Annotated in this window: 19 protein-coding genes; 6 read left to right on the top strand and 13 right to left on the bottom strand. The window is 70.5% G+C overall.

Translation table 11 applies throughout. The features are described from left to right. Nucleotides 1-24: 24 nt before the first annotated feature. A complete protein-coding gene (locus KUG38_RS08245) occupies nt 25-612 on the bottom strand; it encodes a hypothetical protein (RefSeq protein ID WP_216920545.1) in 588 nt (195 codons plus the stop codon). Between the two features lie 185 nt (nt 613-797). On the opposite strand from KUG38_RS08245, the gene KUG38_RS08240 reads away from it, so the two are divergent. Together KUG38_RS08240 and KUG38_RS08235 are read left to right on the top strand one after the other, a co-directional pair. Further along, nucleotides 798-2,531, top strand: coding sequence for a mechanosensitive ion channel family protein (locus KUG38_RS08240; protein ID WP_216920543.1), 1,734 nt, complete (start codon nt 798-800; stop codon nt 2,529-2,531). A 54-nt stretch (nt 2,532-2,585) separates the two neighbouring features. After that, the gene (locus tag KUG38_RS08235; protein ID WP_216920541.1) at nt 2,586-3,446 is read left to right on the top strand and encodes a dienelactone hydrolase family protein; all 861 of its coding nucleotides are present in this window, start codon (nt 2,586-2,588) and stop codon (nt 3,444-3,446) included. Between the two features lie 18 nt (nt 3,447-3,464). Here the strand turns inward: KUG38_RS08235 and glmM are convergent, their stop codons facing one another. Both glmM and KUG38_RS08225 read right to left on the bottom strand, forming a co-directional pair. After that, nucleotides 3,465-4,865, bottom strand: a complete 1,401-nt coding sequence (glmM, locus tag KUG38_RS08230) for a phosphoglucosamine mutase (RefSeq protein ID WP_216920540.1) — start codon at nt 4,863-4,865, stop codon at nt 3,465-3,467. 48 nt (nt 4,866-4,913) lie between these two features. After that, nucleotides 4,914-5,138 (bottom strand): hypothetical protein, encoded by a 225-nt coding sequence (locus KUG38_RS08225; RefSeq protein WP_216920539.1) that lies wholly within the window; start codon nt 5,136-5,138, stop codon nt 4,914-4,916. A 53-nt stretch (nt 5,139-5,191) separates the two neighbouring features. On the opposite strand from KUG38_RS08225, the gene KUG38_RS08220 reads away from it, so the two are divergent. Further along, complete coding sequence (locus KUG38_RS08220) at nt 5,192-7,231, top strand: lytic transglycosylase domain-containing protein (protein WP_216920538.1); 2,040 nt, start codon at nt 5,192-5,194, stop codon at nt 7,229-7,231. Nucleotide 7,232: 1 nt separating this feature from the next. Here the strand turns inward: KUG38_RS08220 and KUG38_RS08215 are convergent, their stop codons facing one another. Both KUG38_RS08215 and KUG38_RS08210 read right to left on the bottom strand, forming a co-directional pair. Continuing rightward, nucleotides 7,233-7,700, bottom strand: coding sequence for a hypothetical protein (locus KUG38_RS08215; RefSeq protein ID WP_216920537.1), 468 nt, complete (start codon nt 7,698-7,700; stop codon nt 7,233-7,235). After that, nucleotides 7,697-8,107, bottom strand: coding sequence for an NIL domain-containing protein (locus KUG38_RS08210; protein ID WP_094584454.1), 411 nt, complete (start codon nt 8,105-8,107; stop codon nt 7,697-7,699). The genes KUG38_RS08215 and KUG38_RS08210 overlap by 4 nt, the downstream gene beginning before the upstream one ends. 119 nt (nt 8,108-8,226) lie before the next feature. On the opposite strand from KUG38_RS08210, the gene KUG38_RS08205 reads away from it, so the two are divergent. Genes KUG38_RS08205 through KUG38_RS08195 form a run of 3 tightly spaced genes read left to right on the top strand, consistent with a single transcriptional unit; the run spans nt 8,227 to nt 10,685 of the window. Next, nucleotides 8,227-8,811, top strand: coding sequence for a thioredoxin domain-containing protein (locus tag KUG38_RS08205; RefSeq protein WP_216920536.1), 585 nt, complete (start codon nt 8,227-8,229; stop codon nt 8,809-8,811). A gap of 33 nt (nt 8,812-8,844) precedes the next feature. Continuing rightward, on the top strand, nt 8,845-9,570 hold the full coding sequence (thyX, locus tag KUG38_RS08200) for an FAD-dependent thymidylate synthase (RefSeq protein ID WP_216920535.1): 726 nt from the start codon (nt 8,845-8,847) through the stop codon (nt 9,568-9,570). Then, on the top strand, nt 9,570-10,685 hold the full coding sequence (locus tag KUG38_RS08195; RefSeq protein WP_216920534.1) for a substrate-binding periplasmic protein: 1,116 nt from the start codon (nt 9,570-9,572) through the stop codon (nt 10,683-10,685). The genes thyX and KUG38_RS08195 overlap by 1 nt, the downstream gene beginning before the upstream one ends. Here KUG38_RS08195 and KUG38_RS08190 read toward each other — a convergent pair. The 8 genes from KUG38_RS08190 to KUG38_RS08155 form a co-directional block, all read right to left on the bottom strand. Then, nucleotides 10,633-11,364, bottom strand: coding sequence for an esterase/lipase family protein (locus KUG38_RS08190; RefSeq protein WP_216920533.1), 732 nt, complete (start codon nt 11,362-11,364; stop codon nt 10,633-10,635). The genes KUG38_RS08195 and KUG38_RS08190 overlap by 53 nt on opposite strands. Continuing rightward, nucleotides 11,361-12,002: a hypothetical protein gene (locus KUG38_RS08185; protein WP_216920531.1), complete on the bottom strand. Its 642-nt coding sequence runs from the start codon at nt 12,000-12,002 to the stop codon at nt 11,361-11,363. The genes KUG38_RS08190 and KUG38_RS08185 overlap by 4 nt, the downstream gene beginning before the upstream one ends. A gap of 9 nt (nt 12,003-12,011) precedes the next feature. After that, entirely contained in the window at nt 12,012-12,506 is a 495-nt protein-coding gene (locus KUG38_RS08180; RefSeq protein ID WP_216920529.1) for a VOC family protein, read from the bottom strand. A 170-nt stretch (nt 12,507-12,676) separates the two neighbouring features. After that, nucleotides 12,677-13,252, bottom strand: a complete 576-nt coding sequence (locus KUG38_RS08175; protein WP_216920526.1) for an antibiotic biosynthesis monooxygenase — start codon at nt 13,250-13,252, stop codon at nt 12,677-12,679. After that, entirely contained in the window at nt 13,249-14,154 is a 906-nt protein-coding gene (locus KUG38_RS08170; RefSeq protein WP_286195786.1) for an SMP-30/gluconolactonase/LRE family protein, read from the bottom strand. The genes KUG38_RS08175 and KUG38_RS08170 overlap by 4 nt, the downstream gene beginning before the upstream one ends. Nucleotides 14,155-14,297: 143 nt before the next feature. Continuing rightward, nucleotides 14,298-15,227, bottom strand: a complete 930-nt coding sequence (locus KUG38_RS08165; RefSeq protein WP_216920523.1) for a helix-turn-helix transcriptional regulator — start codon at nt 15,225-15,227, stop codon at nt 14,298-14,300. A 104-nt stretch (nt 15,228-15,331) separates the two neighbouring features. Then, nucleotides 15,332-16,087, bottom strand: a complete 756-nt coding sequence (locus tag KUG38_RS08160; protein ID WP_216920522.1) for a class I SAM-dependent methyltransferase — start codon at nt 16,085-16,087, stop codon at nt 15,332-15,334. A gap of 10 nt (nt 16,088-16,097) precedes the next feature. After that, a complete protein-coding gene (locus KUG38_RS08155; protein WP_286195785.1) occupies nt 16,098-16,343 on the bottom strand; it encodes a hypothetical protein in 246 nt (81 codons plus the stop codon). Nucleotides 16,344-16,540: the final 197 nt, after the last annotated feature.

The raw sequence follows: 16,540 nt of genomic DNA, 5'->3' as shown, positions 1-16,540 counted from the left end.
GGCCCGGGTGCCGGCTGGCCGGCCTCAGGCGGAGGTGTGGAACTGTTCCGCCAGCAGGCGGCGCTGATACTCCACCGAGAGCGCCTCAAGGTGGGAGCGGGCCTGCTCCTGCAGGCCAGGATCCAGCTGGTCGAGCACCAGACCCTTGGGCACCCCCATGCGCATCACCAGCGCCAGGGCGTCAAAGATGCGCACCTGGTCGCCCTGCCAGCCCTGGTACTCGGCGGCGAGGGCCATCAGGGACTCCCCCGACGCCTGGCCTTCGATCACCCGGGGGCGCAGTTCCTGCACCTGGGCCAGCCGGGCGGAGCTGATCAGGGCATGGGCGGCACCCAGGGCCGCCAGGGAATCGGCGGCTTCCCGCTTGAGCACGGTCATGTCCCGGCTGAGCACGGCGGTCTCCACCGACAGGGGCTCCCGCACCCCGGGGCAGAGGGCGGCGTCCCGATCGACCGGTGGGGCCGGAGGAGCGGGCGGGCGCACCGGCGCAGGGGCCAGGGGCGGGCTGCTGACGGCCAGCGGGGGCGGGGATGGCTCCTGCCACAGTGCGGCGGCCGCCGCCCGCAGGCGCCGTGCCAGCCATTGCCTGACGTTGGTTGCGAGGCGTGCCATGGACGTGGGCAGCTAAGTGGTTTCAATCTGCCCCTCATTCATCGGCGGGGATGACGGCAAACTCACCCGCCGGGCGACGGATTGCCGGCCCTTCCCGGGATCAGCGCGGCAGCCCCCGGGCATCGGCATCGGTGATGCGGGCGCTCTTGCCAGAGTCTGGGGGGATTGCAGCCGACGCCACCCCGATGACCCGAGCCCTGCAACCGTTGCACTCCCCCCGCCAGGGCCCGCTGGTCCGGCGGGCGATGGCCCTGCTGATGGCCCTGGGCCTGGCGCTGTCCATCGGCCTGGCGGTGCTCCAGCCCCACCCCACGGCCGCAGCGACAGCCGCCGCGGAGGCCCCCGCCGCGGTTGATACGGGCAACTCCGGCAGCTTCCGCCTCGGCACGGTGCGGATCCTGGGGGTGCCCGTCATCACCGTGGCCTCATCGGCGGTGGGTTCCGGCAGCGACAGCGGGCCGGAGGCCGCCGAGCGGGCCCGGGTGATCGAGGGCAACCTGAGCCAGCTCTACGAACCCAGCAATCCCTGCACGCCGGGGGAACGGCTCGGTGAGGCGCTGCTGGATCACCTCAGCGTCGAGGGGACCAAGGCCGCCTGTGACCCCAACCATCTGGGGCTGCAGGGGCCACCGGAGGCCCTGCGGGTGGTGGTGCTGCGGGAGCCCGGTGGAGGGCAGCGGCTGGAGGCGCTGGTGCCGGGCCGCGCCAGCCCCTTCCCCCTGCTCACGGTCACCGAGCAGGACGCCGCGTTCAACGGCCTGCCCGCCGATGCCCTGGCCGAACGGTGGCGCGGTCTGCTGGAACGCCGCCTGCGCAGCGCCCGCGGCGTGTTCGGACAGGAGCAGCTCGACAGACGCCTGCGGACCGCCCTGGTGTCCCTGGCCGGACTGGCCCTGCTGATGGCCCTGGCGGTGGTGTTGTGGCGCTTCAGCCAGCGGTCGCTGCCCCGCCTGCAACGGCGCGTCGCCGAGGGGTCGGGACGCTTCGATCGCCTGCTGCTCCAGCTCACCCACACCGTCAGCCGGCTGCTGACGGCGTTGGTGCTGCTGCTGGGGGTGGCGATGGGCGCCGTGCTGCTGCTGGCCTGGCCCGGCCAGATCCCGGCGGCCATCGATGTGCTGCTGCAGCCCCTGGTGGTGCTGATGAAAGCGCTGTCGCTGGCGGCCGTGGCCGTGGTGGTGCGGGGCCTGGTGGGGCTGCTGCTGACCCAGTGGGCCAGCCATCTGGCCGTGAACCCCGACCACCGGGCCCGACGCCGGCAGCGCTACCTCAGCCTGCTGCGGGTGCTGGGCCGGCTGGTGAACCTGGTCTGCCTGCTGCTGTTCGCGATCTGGACGGTGCTCGGGATCCCCGTGTTGCGGGATCTCTCCAGCAATGCCGTCCTGGCCAGTGGGGCCGTGCTCGGCGCCCTGGCGCTGGTGTTCCAGGGGTTGCTGCGGGATTTCGTCGCCGGGCTGGTGCTGCTGCTCGACGACCGCTACGCCATCGGCGATGTGGTGGAGATCGGTGGTCGCTCCGGCGAGGTGGTGGATGTGGGGGTGCTGAGCACGGAACTGCGCTGCGCCGATCAACGGGTGGTGGTGGTGCCCAACAGCCACTGCGAGCAGGTGGTGAACCACACCAAGCTGCGCTCGGGGGCGGAGGTGACGGTGCTGCTCTCGCGCAGCCTCACCGATCTGGCGGGCGCCATGGCCCTGATCGCCGAGGAACTGGCCGCCTTCGGTGCCGATCCACGCTGGGCCCCGAAGCTGCTGGAGCCCCCCCGCCTGCTGGGCATCGACGCGATGACCGAGGACGACCTGCAGGTGAAGGCCCTGCTGATCACCGAGGCGGGCCAGCAGGGTCCGGCCCGGCGGGAGCTGCTGGGGCGGCTGGTGCAGCGGCTGCAGGGCTGGCCGCAGCACCAGGGCAAGCCCTGAAGGATCCCGTTCCTAGGATCGCCTTTACGTACCAGCCCGATCGGGCCCTTTGCCATGGCCCCGTTCTCTTCTCTTCCCGGCACGGATCTCCGCCTCGGCCGCCGCCAGCTGTTGCTGGGAGGTGCGGCCGCCGGCTTCGCCCTGGCGGTGCGGCCGGTGGCGGCGTCCACCGTCACCACTTCCACCCAGGGGCTGACGGCCGGCTGGGTGTCGGTGCCGGCGGCGGGTGGCGCCGTGCGGGCCTATCGGGCCCGCCCCGCCAAGGGTTCGGGCTTCCCGGTGGTGCTGGTGGTGCAGGAGATCTTCGGCATCCATGCCTACATCCAGGACGTCTGCAAGCGCCTGGCCCAGCTGGGCTACCTGGCCATCGCCCCGAGCCTGTTCGATCGCCAGGGCGATGTGACCGTGCTGCCGGACATCCCCTCGATCCTGCCGCTGGTGGCGACGGTGCCCGATGCCCAGGTGATGGCTGATCTGGATGCCACCGCCGCCTGGGTGGCCGCCAGCGGTGAAGGGGACGTGGCACGGCTCGGCATCACCGGCTTCTGCTGGGGCGGACGGATCACCTGGCTCTATGCCGCCCACAACCCGAAGCTCAAGGCCGGGGTGGCCTGGTACGGGCGGCTGGTGGGCACGGCCAACGATCTCCAGCCCCTCTATCCGATTGACGTGATTCCCAAACTCAAGGCCCCGGTGCTGGGGCTCTATGCCGGCGAGGACGACGGCATTCCGATGGCGTCGGTGGAGCGGATGCAGGCGGCCCTCAAGGCGGCCGGCAGCCCCAGCCGCATCGAGGTGTTCCCTGGCGTGCCCCACGGCTTCCACGCCGACTACCGCCCCACCTACCGCCAGGCCGCCGCGGCCGCCGGCTGGAAGCAGATGCGGGCATGGTTCCGCGCCAACGGCGTGGTGTGACGAGGCACTGAGGCGACCTCAGGCCCGGTTGAGGTGCTCCTCGGCGGCGGCCGCCAGGCTCTCACTCCAGTGGTCGACCTGGCTCTGCTCGGCCGCCTCCACCATCACCCGCAGCAGCGGTTCGGTGCCGCTGGCCCGCACCAGCACCCGGCCGTGGCCCTCCATGGCCGCCTCCGCCTCGGCCACCGCCCGCCGCAGTGGTTCGCACTCCTGCCACTGCTGGCGCCGCTGCCGGTCGGGCACGGTCACGTTCACCAGCCGCTGGGGGTAGGGCTGGAAGCTGCCGTCCATCCACTCGGCCAGCTTCAGGCCGCCGCCGTGGATCAGGGTGGCCACCTGCAGGGCGGTGAGCAGGCCGTCGCCGCTCATGCCGTGGCGCGCCGAGAGGATGTGCCCCGACTGCTCGCCCCCCAGGCCAGCCCCCAGGGCCTCCATGGCGGCGTGCACGTGCTGATCGCCCACGTCGGTGCGCTCCAGCACCCCGCCGCTGGCCTGCCAGGCCCGCTCGAAACCCAGGTTCGACATCACCGTCGCCACCAGGCGGTCGTCGGGCAGCTGGCCCTCGCGGCGCAGGGCGGAGCCCCACAGATAGAGGGTGTGGTCACCGTCCACCACCCGGCCGCGGCCGTCCACCGCCAGCATCCGGTCGGCGTCGCCGTCGAAGGCGAAGCCCATGTCGGCGCCGCTCTCCAGCACCGCCCGCTTCAGGGGCTCCAGGTGGGTGCTGCCGCAGCCCTGGTTGATGCGCTCGCCATCCGGCTCGCCGTGCAGCACCAGCACCTCCGCCCCCAGGGAGCGGAACAGCTCCTCGCCGCAGGCGGTCGCCGAACCCCAGCAGAGGTCGAGCACCACACGAGCGCCATCGAGGCTCTGGCCGCCGGTGCTGGCCCGCAGAGACTCCACATAGGCCGCCAGCAGGTCGGGCCGAAGCACTTCCCGGCCGCTGCCCGCCAGCGGCGGCAGGGCGGTGCGGCCCTGGAGTCCGGCTTCGATCGCCTGCTGGCGCGCGGCCACGAGCTTGGCTCCGGTGGCGCCGAACACCTTGATGCCGTTGTCGTGGGGGGGGTTGTGGCTGGCCGAGACCATCAGGCCGCCGGCGGCCCCCTGGCGCCGGATCGTGCCCGGCACGGCCGGGGTGGGGCACAGCCCCAGCTGCCACACCTCGCGGCCGGCGGCCATCAGGCCGGCGCTGAGGGCCGCCACCAGCATCGGCCCGCTGCGGCGCGAGTCGGTGCCGATCACCACCGGCCCGTCGGCCTGGAGCACCACGCCGGTCCAGTAGCCCACCTGCAGGGCCAGGGCGGGGGTGACGCTGGTGCCGACGCGGCCGCGGATGCCGTCGGTGCCGAAGCGGGCCACTCCCTCGGCCAGGGGGGCCCCGAGGGGGAACCCCGCCGGATGCGAAGCCGCTTCTCCCATGCCGCTGCCATCACTGGCGAGCAGGCTACGTGCCGTGCCAGGAGGGGCTCAACGCCAGCGGGGCGGCCACCAGCGCCAGCGCAGCAGTTCGGCGGTGGCCCAGAGCAGCAGCAGGCCCAGGCACCAGCCCGGCAGCAGCCGGACGGGCCAGAGGGGCCGCAGCAGCAGGGCGAGCAGGGCCACCGCGCTCACCACCACGGCGCGGCGGCGCTGGCCCGCCCCGGGCAGGCGGTCGAACAGGGGCGACAGGGCGGGGAGGGAGGGCAGTCGCACCGGGGGCGGCGCAGGCGGATGCCCAGAATGCCCCGGACGCCGTCCCCCGGCCATTGGCCCGACTCCCGCTGCTGCTGTCCCTCTCCTGCCTGGGCACCGGCCTGGCACTGGTGGGGGGCCGGGCCCTGCTGGCGCGCCAGCCGGCGCCCACCCCGGCCACCGCCACCGACCGGCTGGAGTGGCTGCAGCACTGGGATGCCGATCCCTGGCGGCGCCGGGAGGCCAGCCTGCTGCTGGCGGCCCGCAGCAAGGATCCCCAGGAGCAGCGCCAGTGGCTGCGGGGCCAGGGCTGGGGTCCCGATCCCCTGGCCGCCCTGGTGCTGAAGCAGGACGCCCTGGCCGCCGCGGCCCTGGGACGCCCCGACACAGCCCTGGCCCTCTGGCGCCAGCTGCAGCGGCGCTTCCCCGGCGATCCGGCCAGCGCCGATGCCCTCTATGCCCTCGGCGGCGACGATCCGGCCAAACGCCGGCAGCTGCTGCAGCGCTTCCCGGCCCACCCAGCGGCTCTGGCCGCCGCCCTCGCCGCCGGCCCGGAAGCGGCCGAACGCCGCCGCGGCGCCCTGCACCTGGCCCGCTGGGGCGCCCGCTGGCCCGGCGCCGAGGCCCGCCTGCGGCAGGTCTGCAAGGAGGACCGCCCGGACCTGAGCGCCCAGCAGCGGGGGCAACTGGCGGAAGGCCTGGCCGAGCTGGGCGATGCCGAAGGGGCCCTGCGCTGCCTGGGTCCCACACTCAACGGCCTGGGGGCCAGCGGCCGGCTGAGCCTGGGCCGGGCCCTGCTGGCGGGGAACGGGCAGCAGCAGGGCCAGGCGGAGCGACTGCTGCTGGATCTGGTCCGCAGCGCCCCCACCACGCCCGAGGCCGAGGCGGCCGTGCGCCTGCTGGCCCAGCAGGGCAGCCCCGCCGCCGCCGCCTCCCTGGCCCGGCTGCCGCCCCGCTGGCGCGACAGTGCCCCGGTGCTGGCCCGGCGGATCCTGGAGGCCGAGCCCAAGGGGGACGGCCCCCACCCCGCCACCGACGCCGCCGCCCTCGACCTGCTGCGCCGCTGGCCCCTCGACCCCGCCAGCCGCACGCTGCAGTGGGATCTCGTGCGGGAGCGGCTGCTCGCCGGCCGCTGGCGGGCGGCCCTGGCCCTGCTGGAGGCCATCCCGACCGACCAACTGCCGCCGCCCCTGGCCGCCCGCCAGAGCTTCTGGATCGGCTTCGTGCAGCAGCAGCTCGGGGACAGCGCCGCCGCCCGGGCCACCTGGGAGGCGCTGCTGCGCCGCCATCCCGGCGGTTACTACGGCTGGCGTGCTGCGGTGCGCCTGGGCCAGGGGGATCTGCAGTTGAGCGCCGGTCCCCACCTGCCGGCCGGTGCCGACGGCCCGGGAGGGGGCAGCGGCTGGCGGCCCCTGGCCAGCGGCGACGCGACCCTCGATCGGCTCTGGCGACTGGACCAGCGCACCGAGGCCTGGGAGACCTGGCGCCACCGCCGCGGGCGCCGCGCCCCGGAGGGCAGCCGGGAGCTGCTGCTCGAGGGGCGGCTGCGCCAGGGGGTCGGCGATGACTGGACCGGCTTCGGCCTGCTGGAGCAGGCCAGCCTGAAGCTGGACGGCAACCAGTGCGCCCTGGAGCGCGAGCTGGAGCGCAGCCTGCATCCGCTGCGTTTCGAGGCGGCCTTCCGGGCGGCTGCCAACCAGGGCGGGCTGCCGATGGAGCTGCTGCTGGGGGTGGCCAAGCAGGAGTCGCGCTTCACCCCGGCGGTGCGCTCACCGGTGGGGGCCACGGGCCTGATGCAGCTGATGCCGGAGACCGCCGCCGAGCTGGCCGGTGGGCCGGTGCCGGAGTCGGTGCTGGAGGACCCGGCCGGCAACGCCAGCCTCGGCAGCCGGTACCTGGCGAAAATGCTGCGCCAGTGGGACGGCGACCCGCTGCTGGCGGTGGCCAGCTACAACGCCGGGCCCGGCGCCGTGGCCGGCTGGGTGAACCCCCAGCTGCGCAGCGACCCGGAACTGTGGGTGGAGGCGATCCCCTACCCCGAAACCCGCCTGTACGTGAAGAAGGTGCTGGGCAACGTCTGGAGCTACCAGCAGGGCAGCGAACCGGGCTGCTGAATCAGCGCACCAGCAGGCGGCCGAAGTTGGCGCCGCCGAGCACCAGCAGGGTGAGCACCCCGGCCAGCACCAGCGGCGGCGGCACCACCCGCACCCGCAGCAGATCGAGCCGGGCCAGCAGCACCGCCGAGCCCATGATCAGCACGTTGGCCAGCACGTTGAGGTGCAGCAGGTAGAGGCCACCGACGGTGACCAGCAGCAGGGTGACCACCAGGCTCACCACCCGGCTGGCGGCCATCACGATCGACAGCTGCCGGATCACCAGGTCGGGCATGGTGCAGACGAACACGATCAACATCGCCTGCAGGCACTCCGCTGACCAGATCAGGGTGGTGAGTTCCTGCATCTGGGAACCGCCGTTTTCGAGGGCATGGCTCCAGTGCATGCCCTGGTAGGTGCTCACCCCCATCAGCACCAGCAGCATGGGCGCCTGCAGCGGCAGCAGCATGAGCCGGAAGATCTCCTTCATGGCTGCAGCACCAGGGTGATGGCCTCCAGCGGGCAGCTGGGGATGCACTGCTCGCACACCAGGCAGCGGGAGGCCTCGAAGTGGAGCCGCTGGGTCACCGGTGTGTAGTGGAGAGCGCCGCTGGGGCAGACACTGGAGCAGATGCCGCAGTCGACGCAGCGCTCCGGATCGATGCGGATCTCACCGGGGGCGCGGTTGAGCCCCAGCCCCTGGCTCTCCAGCCAGTCTTCGGCCGCATCGAGCTCGTCGATGTCGCCGGAGAGCTCCACCACCATGGTGCCGCTCTGGTTGGGGGCGATCTGGGCCCGCAGGATCTTGGCGGCGATGTCGAAATCGACCGCGAGGCGGTAGGTGATCGGCTGGTGCACCGCCTCGGAGGGGAAATGGAGAGTGAGGCGCCGTTTCACCGCTCCAGGCCGGGAAAGCTGACGCTAGCAACGATGTCCGGAGCCAGCCCCCGCCCGCAGGTGCCCGGTGGGAGGGTCGACGCTGCCAGAGTGGGCGCCGTTCCGTGTCGCCGCCGCCCATGGCCCCGTCGGGCAGTTCCCCCCCCTCCACCCTCGGCCGCACCGAGCGCATGGTGCTGGCGGCCGTGGCGGCCGTGCTGGTGGTGCTGATGGTGTGGCTGCGGGGCGGCCTGCATCCGAAAGCGCCCTTGGAGCGCCTCGCCCGCCAGTCGCCCGAGTTCAACGTGGCCCTGGCCGACGGCCGGCCCACCCTGGTGGAGTTCTACGCCGACTGGTGCGAGGCCTGCCGCTCGATGGCGCCGGCGATGGAGCGGATCGAGCGCCAGCAGCACGGCCGGATGGATGTGGTGCTGCTCAATGTCGACAATCCCCGCTGGCAGCCGGAGCTGGAGCGCTACGACGTCAACGGCATCCCCCAGCTGGAGTTCTTCGACGCCGCCGGCGCCCCCGTGGGTCGCTCGCTCGGCGCCCGCAGCGGCGCCGAGCTCGACGCCCTCACCACCGCCCTTGTCGACGGCACGCCCCTGCCCCTGCTGGCGGGCGTGGGGGCGGTGAGCAGCCTGCCGGAAGCGGCCGGGACCGAGGGTGCCGCGCCAGCGGCCACCTTGCCCACCCCCCAGGCCGGCCCCCGCAGCCACGGCTGATCCCGCCACCTCCCTTCCCCCCGCACCCTGCCCATGGATCCCCGCTTCCGGGTCGAGCTGATCGCCGCCACGCCGAACCCGCAGCAGTGCGTCTACGCCGGGATGCACCAGGACTACAGCGAGGGCTTCGTGGCCGCCGACCGTCCCGACTGGCCCGACGAGCGCAAGGCCGGGGAGATCTGCGTCAAGCGGCTGCTGGCCGGCGAGCGGGGCCACTACGGCCCCCTGGAGCACGCCCAGATCGTGCTCAACGTGGGCTGGTTTCCCCATTCGGTGATGCAGCAGGCCCGCACCCACCGGGTGGGGGTGAGCTTCGACGTGCAGTCGATGCGCTACACGGGCGACCGCATCCGCCGGGCCGCCAACGGCGAGCTCGACCTGGAGGAGGTGTTCTACCTGCGGCCGGTGGGGCCCTACAGCGACCGCCAGGGCAAGAAGTACCTCTACGACGAAGGGCAGCGGGCCATTGATCTGGAGCTCTGCCGGGCGGCGGCGGAGCGCTACCGCGACCTGCTCGATGCCGGCTACGCCGAGGAGCATGCGCGCGGCATCCTGCCCTTCGACTACCGCCAGCACTTCGTGGTGAGCTTCACCCTGCGGGCGTTCCTGCACTTCCTCGACCTGCGGGCCAAGCTCGATGCCCAGCAGGAGATCCGCGAACTCTGCGACCTGATGTGGCCCCACCTGCAGCAGTGGGTGCCGGAATTCGCCGACTGGTACGAGAAGAGCCGGCTGCACAAGGCCAGGCTGGCGCCCTGATGAAACGCCTCAGCTGGGCCCTGGCCCTCTGCCTGGCCCTGGGCCTGCCGGGTGCGGCGGCAGCGGCACCGGTGCTGCGGGTGGGCCTGGTGGATGGCTCGCCGCCCTGCAGCTACCGGGAGGCGGGGGTCTGGCGGGGGCTGGGCGTCGATCTGTGGAACCGGGTGGCCACGCTCGAGGAGATCCCCTACGTCGTCTCCCAGTGGCCCTCGGTGCGGCAGATGCTGGAGGCCAGCCGCGAGGGCAAGGTGGATGTGGCGGTGGGCTGCATCAACGTCTCGCCGGACCGCCTGAAGCGCTACCGCTTCAGCCTCCCCTTCCAGGAGGACGGCCTGGCGGTGATGGTGGTGAAGAGCCGTCTGGATCTGGGGCGCTCCTTCCTTGCCGCCCTGCTGACGCCGACCCTGCTGCAGCTGCTGGGCGGCTACCTGCTGGCGATCGCGGCGCTCACCTGGCTCACCCTGCGCCTCGAGGTCCGGCACCATCCCGCGACGGCCGGCCGGCGCAACTCCCTGCGCCACTGCAGCAAGGTGTTCCAGGTGCTGGCCACCGGGCCGGGCAGCAACACGATCGTGACCACCACCCGCGGCAACGGGATCGTGATCCTGGCCTACCTGGTGCGGATCGTCTCGGCGTCGCTGCTGGTGGGCTATCTCACCGTCAATGTGGCCGGGGAGATCCAGGACACGGCCAGCGGCGCGATCCGCTCTCCGGCCGATCTGCGCGGCCTGCGGGTGGGGGTGCGCAGCGGCACCGTCAGCGAGTCGCTGCTGAAGGAACTCAACGCCTCCAGCCCCGGCCCCAAGGCCACGATCGTGCCGCTGAAGAGCATCAGCGAGGGGGGCGAACTGCTGGCCGAGCGCAGGGTCGACGCCCTGCTGGGGGACAACCTGCAGCTCAGCTACCTGCTGCTCCAGGAGGATGCCAAGGGCTTCCTGCCCAGCCTGGCGCTGGAGGGGGTCCGGCCCGAATCCCAGGCGTTCGCCTACGCGCCGACCTTGCCGGTGGCCACCGCCGACCGCATCGACCAGGCCATCAGCGCCCTCAAGCGCAGCGGCGTGGTCAGTGAGCTGCGCCAGCAGGCGACGACCCGGGGGAACGCCCAGAGGCGCTGAAGCCGGCGCTCCACCAGCGCTCCACCACCGTGGGGCTGCCGTACCAGGAGGGGCCGAAGGCACCGCCATGGGCCACCCCCGGCAGCACCACGGGGGTGGAGCCTTCCAGCAGGGCCGAGGCCACCGGCACCAGGCCGTCGCCCCGGTCATCGGCGTCACCAGTGCTGTTGCGGTAGGCGGTGGGGGCCAGGCGCCGGGCCATGGGGGAGGCCGCCTGCAGGTCCAGGTCGCCGGCCACCGAGACGTAGCGCACCCGATCGGCGAAGGGGGAACCGGGCAGCCGCTCCGCCACCATCCGGCGCAGCACCGTGGCCTTGAGGGCGGTGTGGGGGCTGCCCAGCATCAACAGGTTGTCCGCCAGGGCTTTGCCGTCGTAGCGGCGCCCCTGGAACGGCGCGTCATCCAGGAACAGCCGCAGCATGATGCCGCCGGAGCTGTGGCCGATCAGCGTCACCTTGCCCGTGGGGGACTGGCGGGCCAGCTCCGCCGCGGTGGCCTGCACCCGATCGAGGATCCCGGCCCAGGCGAAGGCGAACACGGTGAGCAGCCACTCGGGCTTGCCCACCGGCACCAGCCGCACCGGCTGGCCGCTGAGCTGCTCCAGCCGCGCCACCATCGGGGCATAGGCCTCGGGGCTGATCAGGAAACCCCCGAGAATCACGATCGGCTGGCGGGTCATGGGCGCTGGCTGGCGTCGCTCTGCAGCTGAATACAAGCAAGGAAGTGATCGCGCACCCGGATCGCTTCGGGAAGGGCGGTGGTGGGGACGGGCACGATCAGGTTGTTGCAGGAGGGGGCGCCGCCGTCGCCCCGGATCCCGGCGTAGAGGTAGAGGCAGCAGGGGTGATCGCCCCCCAGGCTCGCCTGGGTCACCGTCCAGTCGCCGCCCCAGTGGCGCACGCGGCCATCCACCACGGCGGTGCGGTTGAACAACTCCACCTGATCGCCGACCAGCAGGGCGGTGGGACTGACGATCACCCGGAGACCCCGGGCGGGGATCCTGGAGGGCACCGCGATCTGGTTGCTGCTGAAGCTGCGATTCAGGGCGACGAACTGCTGCCAGAGGTCGGGGTCGATGTGCCAGCGGCCGATGACCTCCCGGCCCTGGAGCAGGGCCCGTTCCGCCGCGCAGGCGGCCCTGGCCCACAGGAAGGTCAGCGTGCCGATGAGGAGGCCGAGCCAACCCGCGCCGGCCAAGGCCAGCTGAAGAACGAGATAGCGCGGCTGATCCGGAAGCAGGACGGCAACGGCCACAGCCGCGAGGCCCACCACCACCGCTGTGGCTGCGCGCAGGATCTGACGGCGGGGGCGGCGCACGGCTGGGCCCTAGCCGCGGCGGGCCGCCTCGATCGCCGCGATGTCGATCCTGGTCATCTGCATCATGGCCTCGAAGGCCCGCCGGGCCGCGGCCCGATCGGGATCGGCAATGGCAGCGGTGAGGGCGCGCGGGGTGATCTGCCACGACAGTCCCCATTTGTCTTTGCACCAGCCGCAGGCGCTCTCCTCGCCGCCATTGCCAACAATCGCGTTCCAGAGCCGATCGGTTTCAGCCTGATCGTCCGTGGCGATCTGGAACGAGAACGCCTCGCTGTGCTTGAACGCCGGGCCGCCATTGAGGCCCAGGCAGGAGAGGCCGGCGACGGTGAACAGGACCGTCAGCACATCACCCTGCTGGCCCGAGGGATAATCGGCCGGCGCCCGGAAGATCTCTCCCACCGCACTGTCCGGGAAAGTTTCGGCGTAGAACGTGGCCGCCTCCAGGGCGGTGCCGTCGTACCAGAGGCAGATCGTGTTGCGGGAGATCGTGTTCGGGGGCACCATCCGCACGCTCCATGGATCCGCCTGGCGATCCTAAGCGGCGATTCTGAACCAACGGATTCGTCGCAAGACATCACGCCACTCAGCAGAGGCAAGCCGGCCGGAGGGCTGACGGAAGCTGTACAACCTGGACAGGCCTGCTCCGTGGAGCCTCGTCTCCATGAACAGCGTCATTACATCCGCCTGGCTGGATACAGCCAGCCCCTGAAGAGTTTCGTCATGCGGGGCATGGCGACGTAGGTCATGACGGCAACCATCACCACCGTCACCACCAACGTCCGCAACAAGACGGGGAGAGGGCCGATCAGCGGCACCAGGATGACATTGATCAGATTGATCAGCACATAGATCGTGATTCCAGAGATCACCATCATCTTGTGGCGAGGCGGGGCAGGCAGGCCAGGCCGATGGGGCAGGGTGAACCAGGTTTCCAGGCCGGTGAGCGTCGCGTACTGGCCAGGGCCCTCCGTGAACTGACGGGCGCGGTTCAACAGGCGTTGGCGAATCGGAGACGCTTCCCATTGCTTGAGCCTGCTGATGCGGTCGAACTTGAACACAATGCGGTACTCCGGATGGTCCGGATCGGATGGGCGGAACACGTTGACGCCCAGGTGCCCCTCACAGGCCATGGCCGCTTCAATCAGCTCAGCAAGAACCGCTTCGAAGGCCGCTTCGCATCCCGGTTTGATCCGTTGCAGCACATCCACCGTCGTTGGTGGATCAGAATCCAGGCGTTCAGGAGCGCTCATGGCGACAGGAGATGGTGCCCGGCGATGCCAATATGCAGGCGCACAACCTTGGCAGTTTCCAGTCCCGACGACAATGGGAACGACAGGCCTCCGTTGGTGACGACGTAAAGGCTGGTGCGATCGTCCGCTCCGGCGCCAAAGGCCAGCGCCGTGCTCCCGGCCATCCCCTGTTCGGCCTCGGCGATGGTGGTGATCCGGCCATCGGGCGTGATCCTGACCACACTGTTGTAGATGTGGGTGGTGCCATAGAGATTCCCCTCCCGGTCAAAGGCAAAGTCATCGAGATTGACGGGTTCGACAACGATCTCGGGTTCACCAGGTTCCCCATTGGGCTGAATCGGTATCCTGATCAGCTGCATTCTTTCCGTATTGGATGCGTAGAGCATCTGCCCAAAGATCTTGAGTCCGTTGACCGCCGGAAACTCCCTGTCCTCGGAACGGCGCGCCAACAGAGGATGCTCCAGCCACAAGCCGACCGACTGATCCGCCAGATTCAAGTGCCAGATGGCACCGCGATAGGAGTCGGCAATCAGATAGGTGGATGGCGAGAGGGGTGTCAATCCATTCAGGAAGATGGCATCGGGCAGGCTCACCAGTACCGCCACAACGCCCTGGGGGGAGATCGTGTAGAGGGTGGGAAGGCCGTCAGCATCCCAGGCTGTCAGCAACAAGTCGCCCGCAGGGGTCAGGGCCAGTCCCGTGGCCTTGCCGGCGATGGCCGCATGCACCACGGGCACACCATCGGCGCCCATCCGAAGCACCTTGCCATCCAGATGGCTGCTGACGAACAACGTGCCATCGGCGCTGACCGCAATGCTTTCCAGGAATGTGCCGGGTGGAAACTCTGCGACCCGATGTGATGGAGCGATCGCCACAGGCACCGCGGCGAAAATCGGCGGCAATCCGGCTGGGGTAGACATTCAGAATCCTCGCAACGCGAGCCATTGAAATGGAACCGGGGTCAGGCTAGCCATCAAGCCCGCATGGATCTTTCCTGATCTTTTGAACGATGGCACAATCTTTTGATCTGGGATGCAGGCGCGGGCTATTTCACGGACATTCGGTAGGCCCTGGGGGTCGTGCCCAGGTGCTGGCGAAACACGCGCGTCAGATGGCTCTGGCTGGAGAAGCCACATTGCAGGGCAATAGTGGCGATGGCTGCATCGGAGCGCGCCAGCAGCTGCCGCGATCGCTGCAGACGGCACTGCACGATGAACTGGTGGGGCGATGTACCCGTTGATTGCTTGAACAAGGAGGCAAAGTAGCAGGCACTCAGGCCCACCAAGGCCGCCAGATCCGCCAACGACAGTGCCTGGTCAAGATGGTCCTGGATGTAGCCGGTCACCAGGGCAAGCGAGGACGGCGGCAATGGCCCCGCGGCAGGGAATCGGGGTGGAACCGCCGCGTATGTCTTCAGCAGATGCACGGCCAGGCAATTCAGAAGCGATTCCACGTACAGGTGATCGCGTCCTCCGTTCAGCTCCAACTCCGAGCGAAGCGCAAGTCCCAACTGCCGAACCAATGCATCCACCCGGGGTAGATCCGGCACCAGATCAACCCGATCGGGGGCGATCGCCTCATAGGCAACCTGGCGGAGAACATCGGGCTTGAGGGTGAGGATCAGGAACTCCGCGTCCTGATCCCACTGAACCTGATGCGTCACCCCGGCAGGGACGACGATCACCTGCTCGGCAACAACCTGCTCAACCTGCACCCGTCCATCCAACGTCCGTTTGACCTGGAGATCTTCCGGGATGCGGGTATGGATGGCAAGTTTGTGATCGGGATAGGCATACTCCGGTGTTTCGAACGGAGGGCAGCGGAACTGCTCCAGCGTGATCCCCTGCCACCCAGCCCCAGCACTGGAAAGCAAGGGAACGTTCGGCAGAATGGGCGCCAGATTGTCGGTTCTGATGGTGGGTGAATCAGCTCCGGTGGGGGGTGAATCAGCTTTGGTTGTGCGCGAATCAGCCATACCCAGGCCTGAGCCGTCTGCGAAGGCCACGACAGCGAGTCTATGGATGGTTCCCATCCGTCACTGTGTCTGACCTCACCCGATCGCCGTTCCGTGGGGCCGCTCTACGAGACCCTTCGGGCCACAACCATCCCATAGCCGAAGTGGGAGCCGTGGGCTTCGTAGAGACGGATCTCGTCCTCCACGGCGCTGACGATGGCCCGGGCGGCCTCACTGTGGCCGTGCCGTCGCAGGAAATCATCGAAGCGGGCCTGCAGGGGCCGGTAGTAGTGATCCAGCCAGCAGTGCGGCGGCAGCACGACGTAGCCGGTCGGCGCGTAACCGTGCCGTTCCAGAAGGGCGATCCTGGCCGAGGCCATGTCGATTTCGGGGTACGCCGCCTGCCAGTGCCGCTGCAGGTCCGCCGGCCGGGAAGCGGTGGTCCAGGTGATGTCGGACACCACCAGCAGGCCGCCCGGTTTCAGGAAACGGCGCCATCCGGCGATGCCCTTGGCGAAGCCGATGCTGTAGATCGCACCCTCCGACCAGATGACATCCAGCTCCCCATCGGCGAAGGGCAGGCTGTCCATCGAGCAGGCGCACGGGCTGATCGCGTCGGCCACCCCGAGCTGGCGCGCCCGGACCTGGAGAACGTCGAGAAACTCCGGCCGCAGATCCACCGCCGTGATCCGGGCGTTCCCCAGCAGGCGGGCCAGCAGCAGGGTGGACGCACCGGTGCCGCAGCCGATATCGGCCAGCTGCAGCGGCGCCGTGCGGTCGACCCCAGCCAGCTGCAGCGCCAGCTCCGTCTCGGCGTCCCCGCCCGGCCCCTGCCGCGCCCCATCCCGGTGCAGATCGATCAGCAGGTCGAGGGGGTCCACGGGCTAACGGCTATCGGTTGTGGAGGAAAGCCAGGCTGGCCTCCTCGACCCGGATGGCCGGCAGGAACAGCCAGTACTCCCAGCTGTCCCCGGGGGGACGGTCGCGCCGGGTGATGAAGTCCTGCCGTGGGGGGCCCTTCCCTTCCGGGCCGCCGTAACGCTCCACGGCGTGGAAGATGGACACCCGGGCCACGCCGTAGCCCAGCACATAGGCGCCCAGGAGGCCAGCCAGGAGGGGACGGAGATGCCTGGCCACGTGGCCCAGCTCCCTGCGCAGAACTGGGGCCCATCCAACACCAAACCCAAGGCTTGGGGCGAACAACCTTCCGGGGCTTCCTGGACTTGCGGGACTTCCGGGGCTTGCGGGGCTTCCGGGGGGCGGCAGGGGCTCAACAGGGCAGCGCACAAAGCTGTACAGCCTGTACAGGTCTGCTCCGCGCTCCGAAAGAGACA

It is taken from the genome of Synechococcus sp. CCAP 1479/9, assembly GCF_019038535.1.
Lineage (GTDB): Bacteria > Cyanobacteriota > Cyanobacteriia > PCC-6307 > Cyanobiaceae > Cyanobium.
Note: the sequence above shows the minus strand (reverse complement) of the source record. Positions and strands in the feature narration are given on the sequence as shown.

Coding starts and splice junctions, on each gene's coding strand:
- KUG38_RS08245 (WP_216920545.1), bottom strand. CDS start 612: ATGGCACGCCTCGCAACCAACGTCAGGCAATGGCTGGCACGGCGCCTG.
- KUG38_RS08240 (WP_216920543.1), top strand. CDS start 798: ATGACCCGAGCCCTGCAACCGTTGCACTCCCCCCGCCAGGGCCCGCTG.
- KUG38_RS08235 (WP_216920541.1), top strand. CDS start 2,586: ATGGCCCCGTTCTCTTCTCTTCCCGGCACGGATCTCCGCCTCGGCCGC.
- glmM (WP_216920540.1), bottom strand. CDS start 4,865: ATGGGAGAAGCGGCTTCGCATCCGGCGGGGTTCCCCCTCGGGGCCCCC.
- KUG38_RS08215 (WP_216920537.1), bottom strand. CDS start 7,700: ATGAAGGAGATCTTCCGGCTCATGCTGCTGCCGCTGCAGGCGCCCATG.
- KUG38_RS08205 (WP_216920536.1), top strand. CDS start 8,227: ATGGCCCCGTCGGGCAGTTCCCCCCCCTCCACCCTCGGCCGCACCGAG.
- thyX (WP_216920535.1), top strand. CDS start 8,845: ATGGATCCCCGCTTCCGGGTCGAGCTGATCGCCGCCACGCCGAACCCG.
- KUG38_RS08195 (WP_216920534.1), top strand. CDS start 9,570: ATGAAACGCCTCAGCTGGGCCCTGGCCCTCTGCCTGGCCCTGGGCCTG.
- KUG38_RS08190 (WP_216920533.1), bottom strand. CDS start 11,364: ATGACCCGCCAGCCGATCGTGATTCTCGGGGGTTTCCTGATCAGCCCC.
- KUG38_RS08180 (WP_216920529.1), bottom strand. CDS start 12,506: ATGGTGCCCCCGAACACGATCTCCCGCAACACGATCTGCCTCTGGTAC.
- KUG38_RS08175 (WP_216920526.1), bottom strand. CDS start 13,252: ATGAGCGCTCCTGAACGCCTGGATTCTGATCCACCAACGACGGTGGAT.
- KUG38_RS08165 (WP_216920523.1), bottom strand. CDS start 15,227: ATGGCTGATTCGCGCACAACCAAAGCTGATTCACCCCCCACCGGAGCT.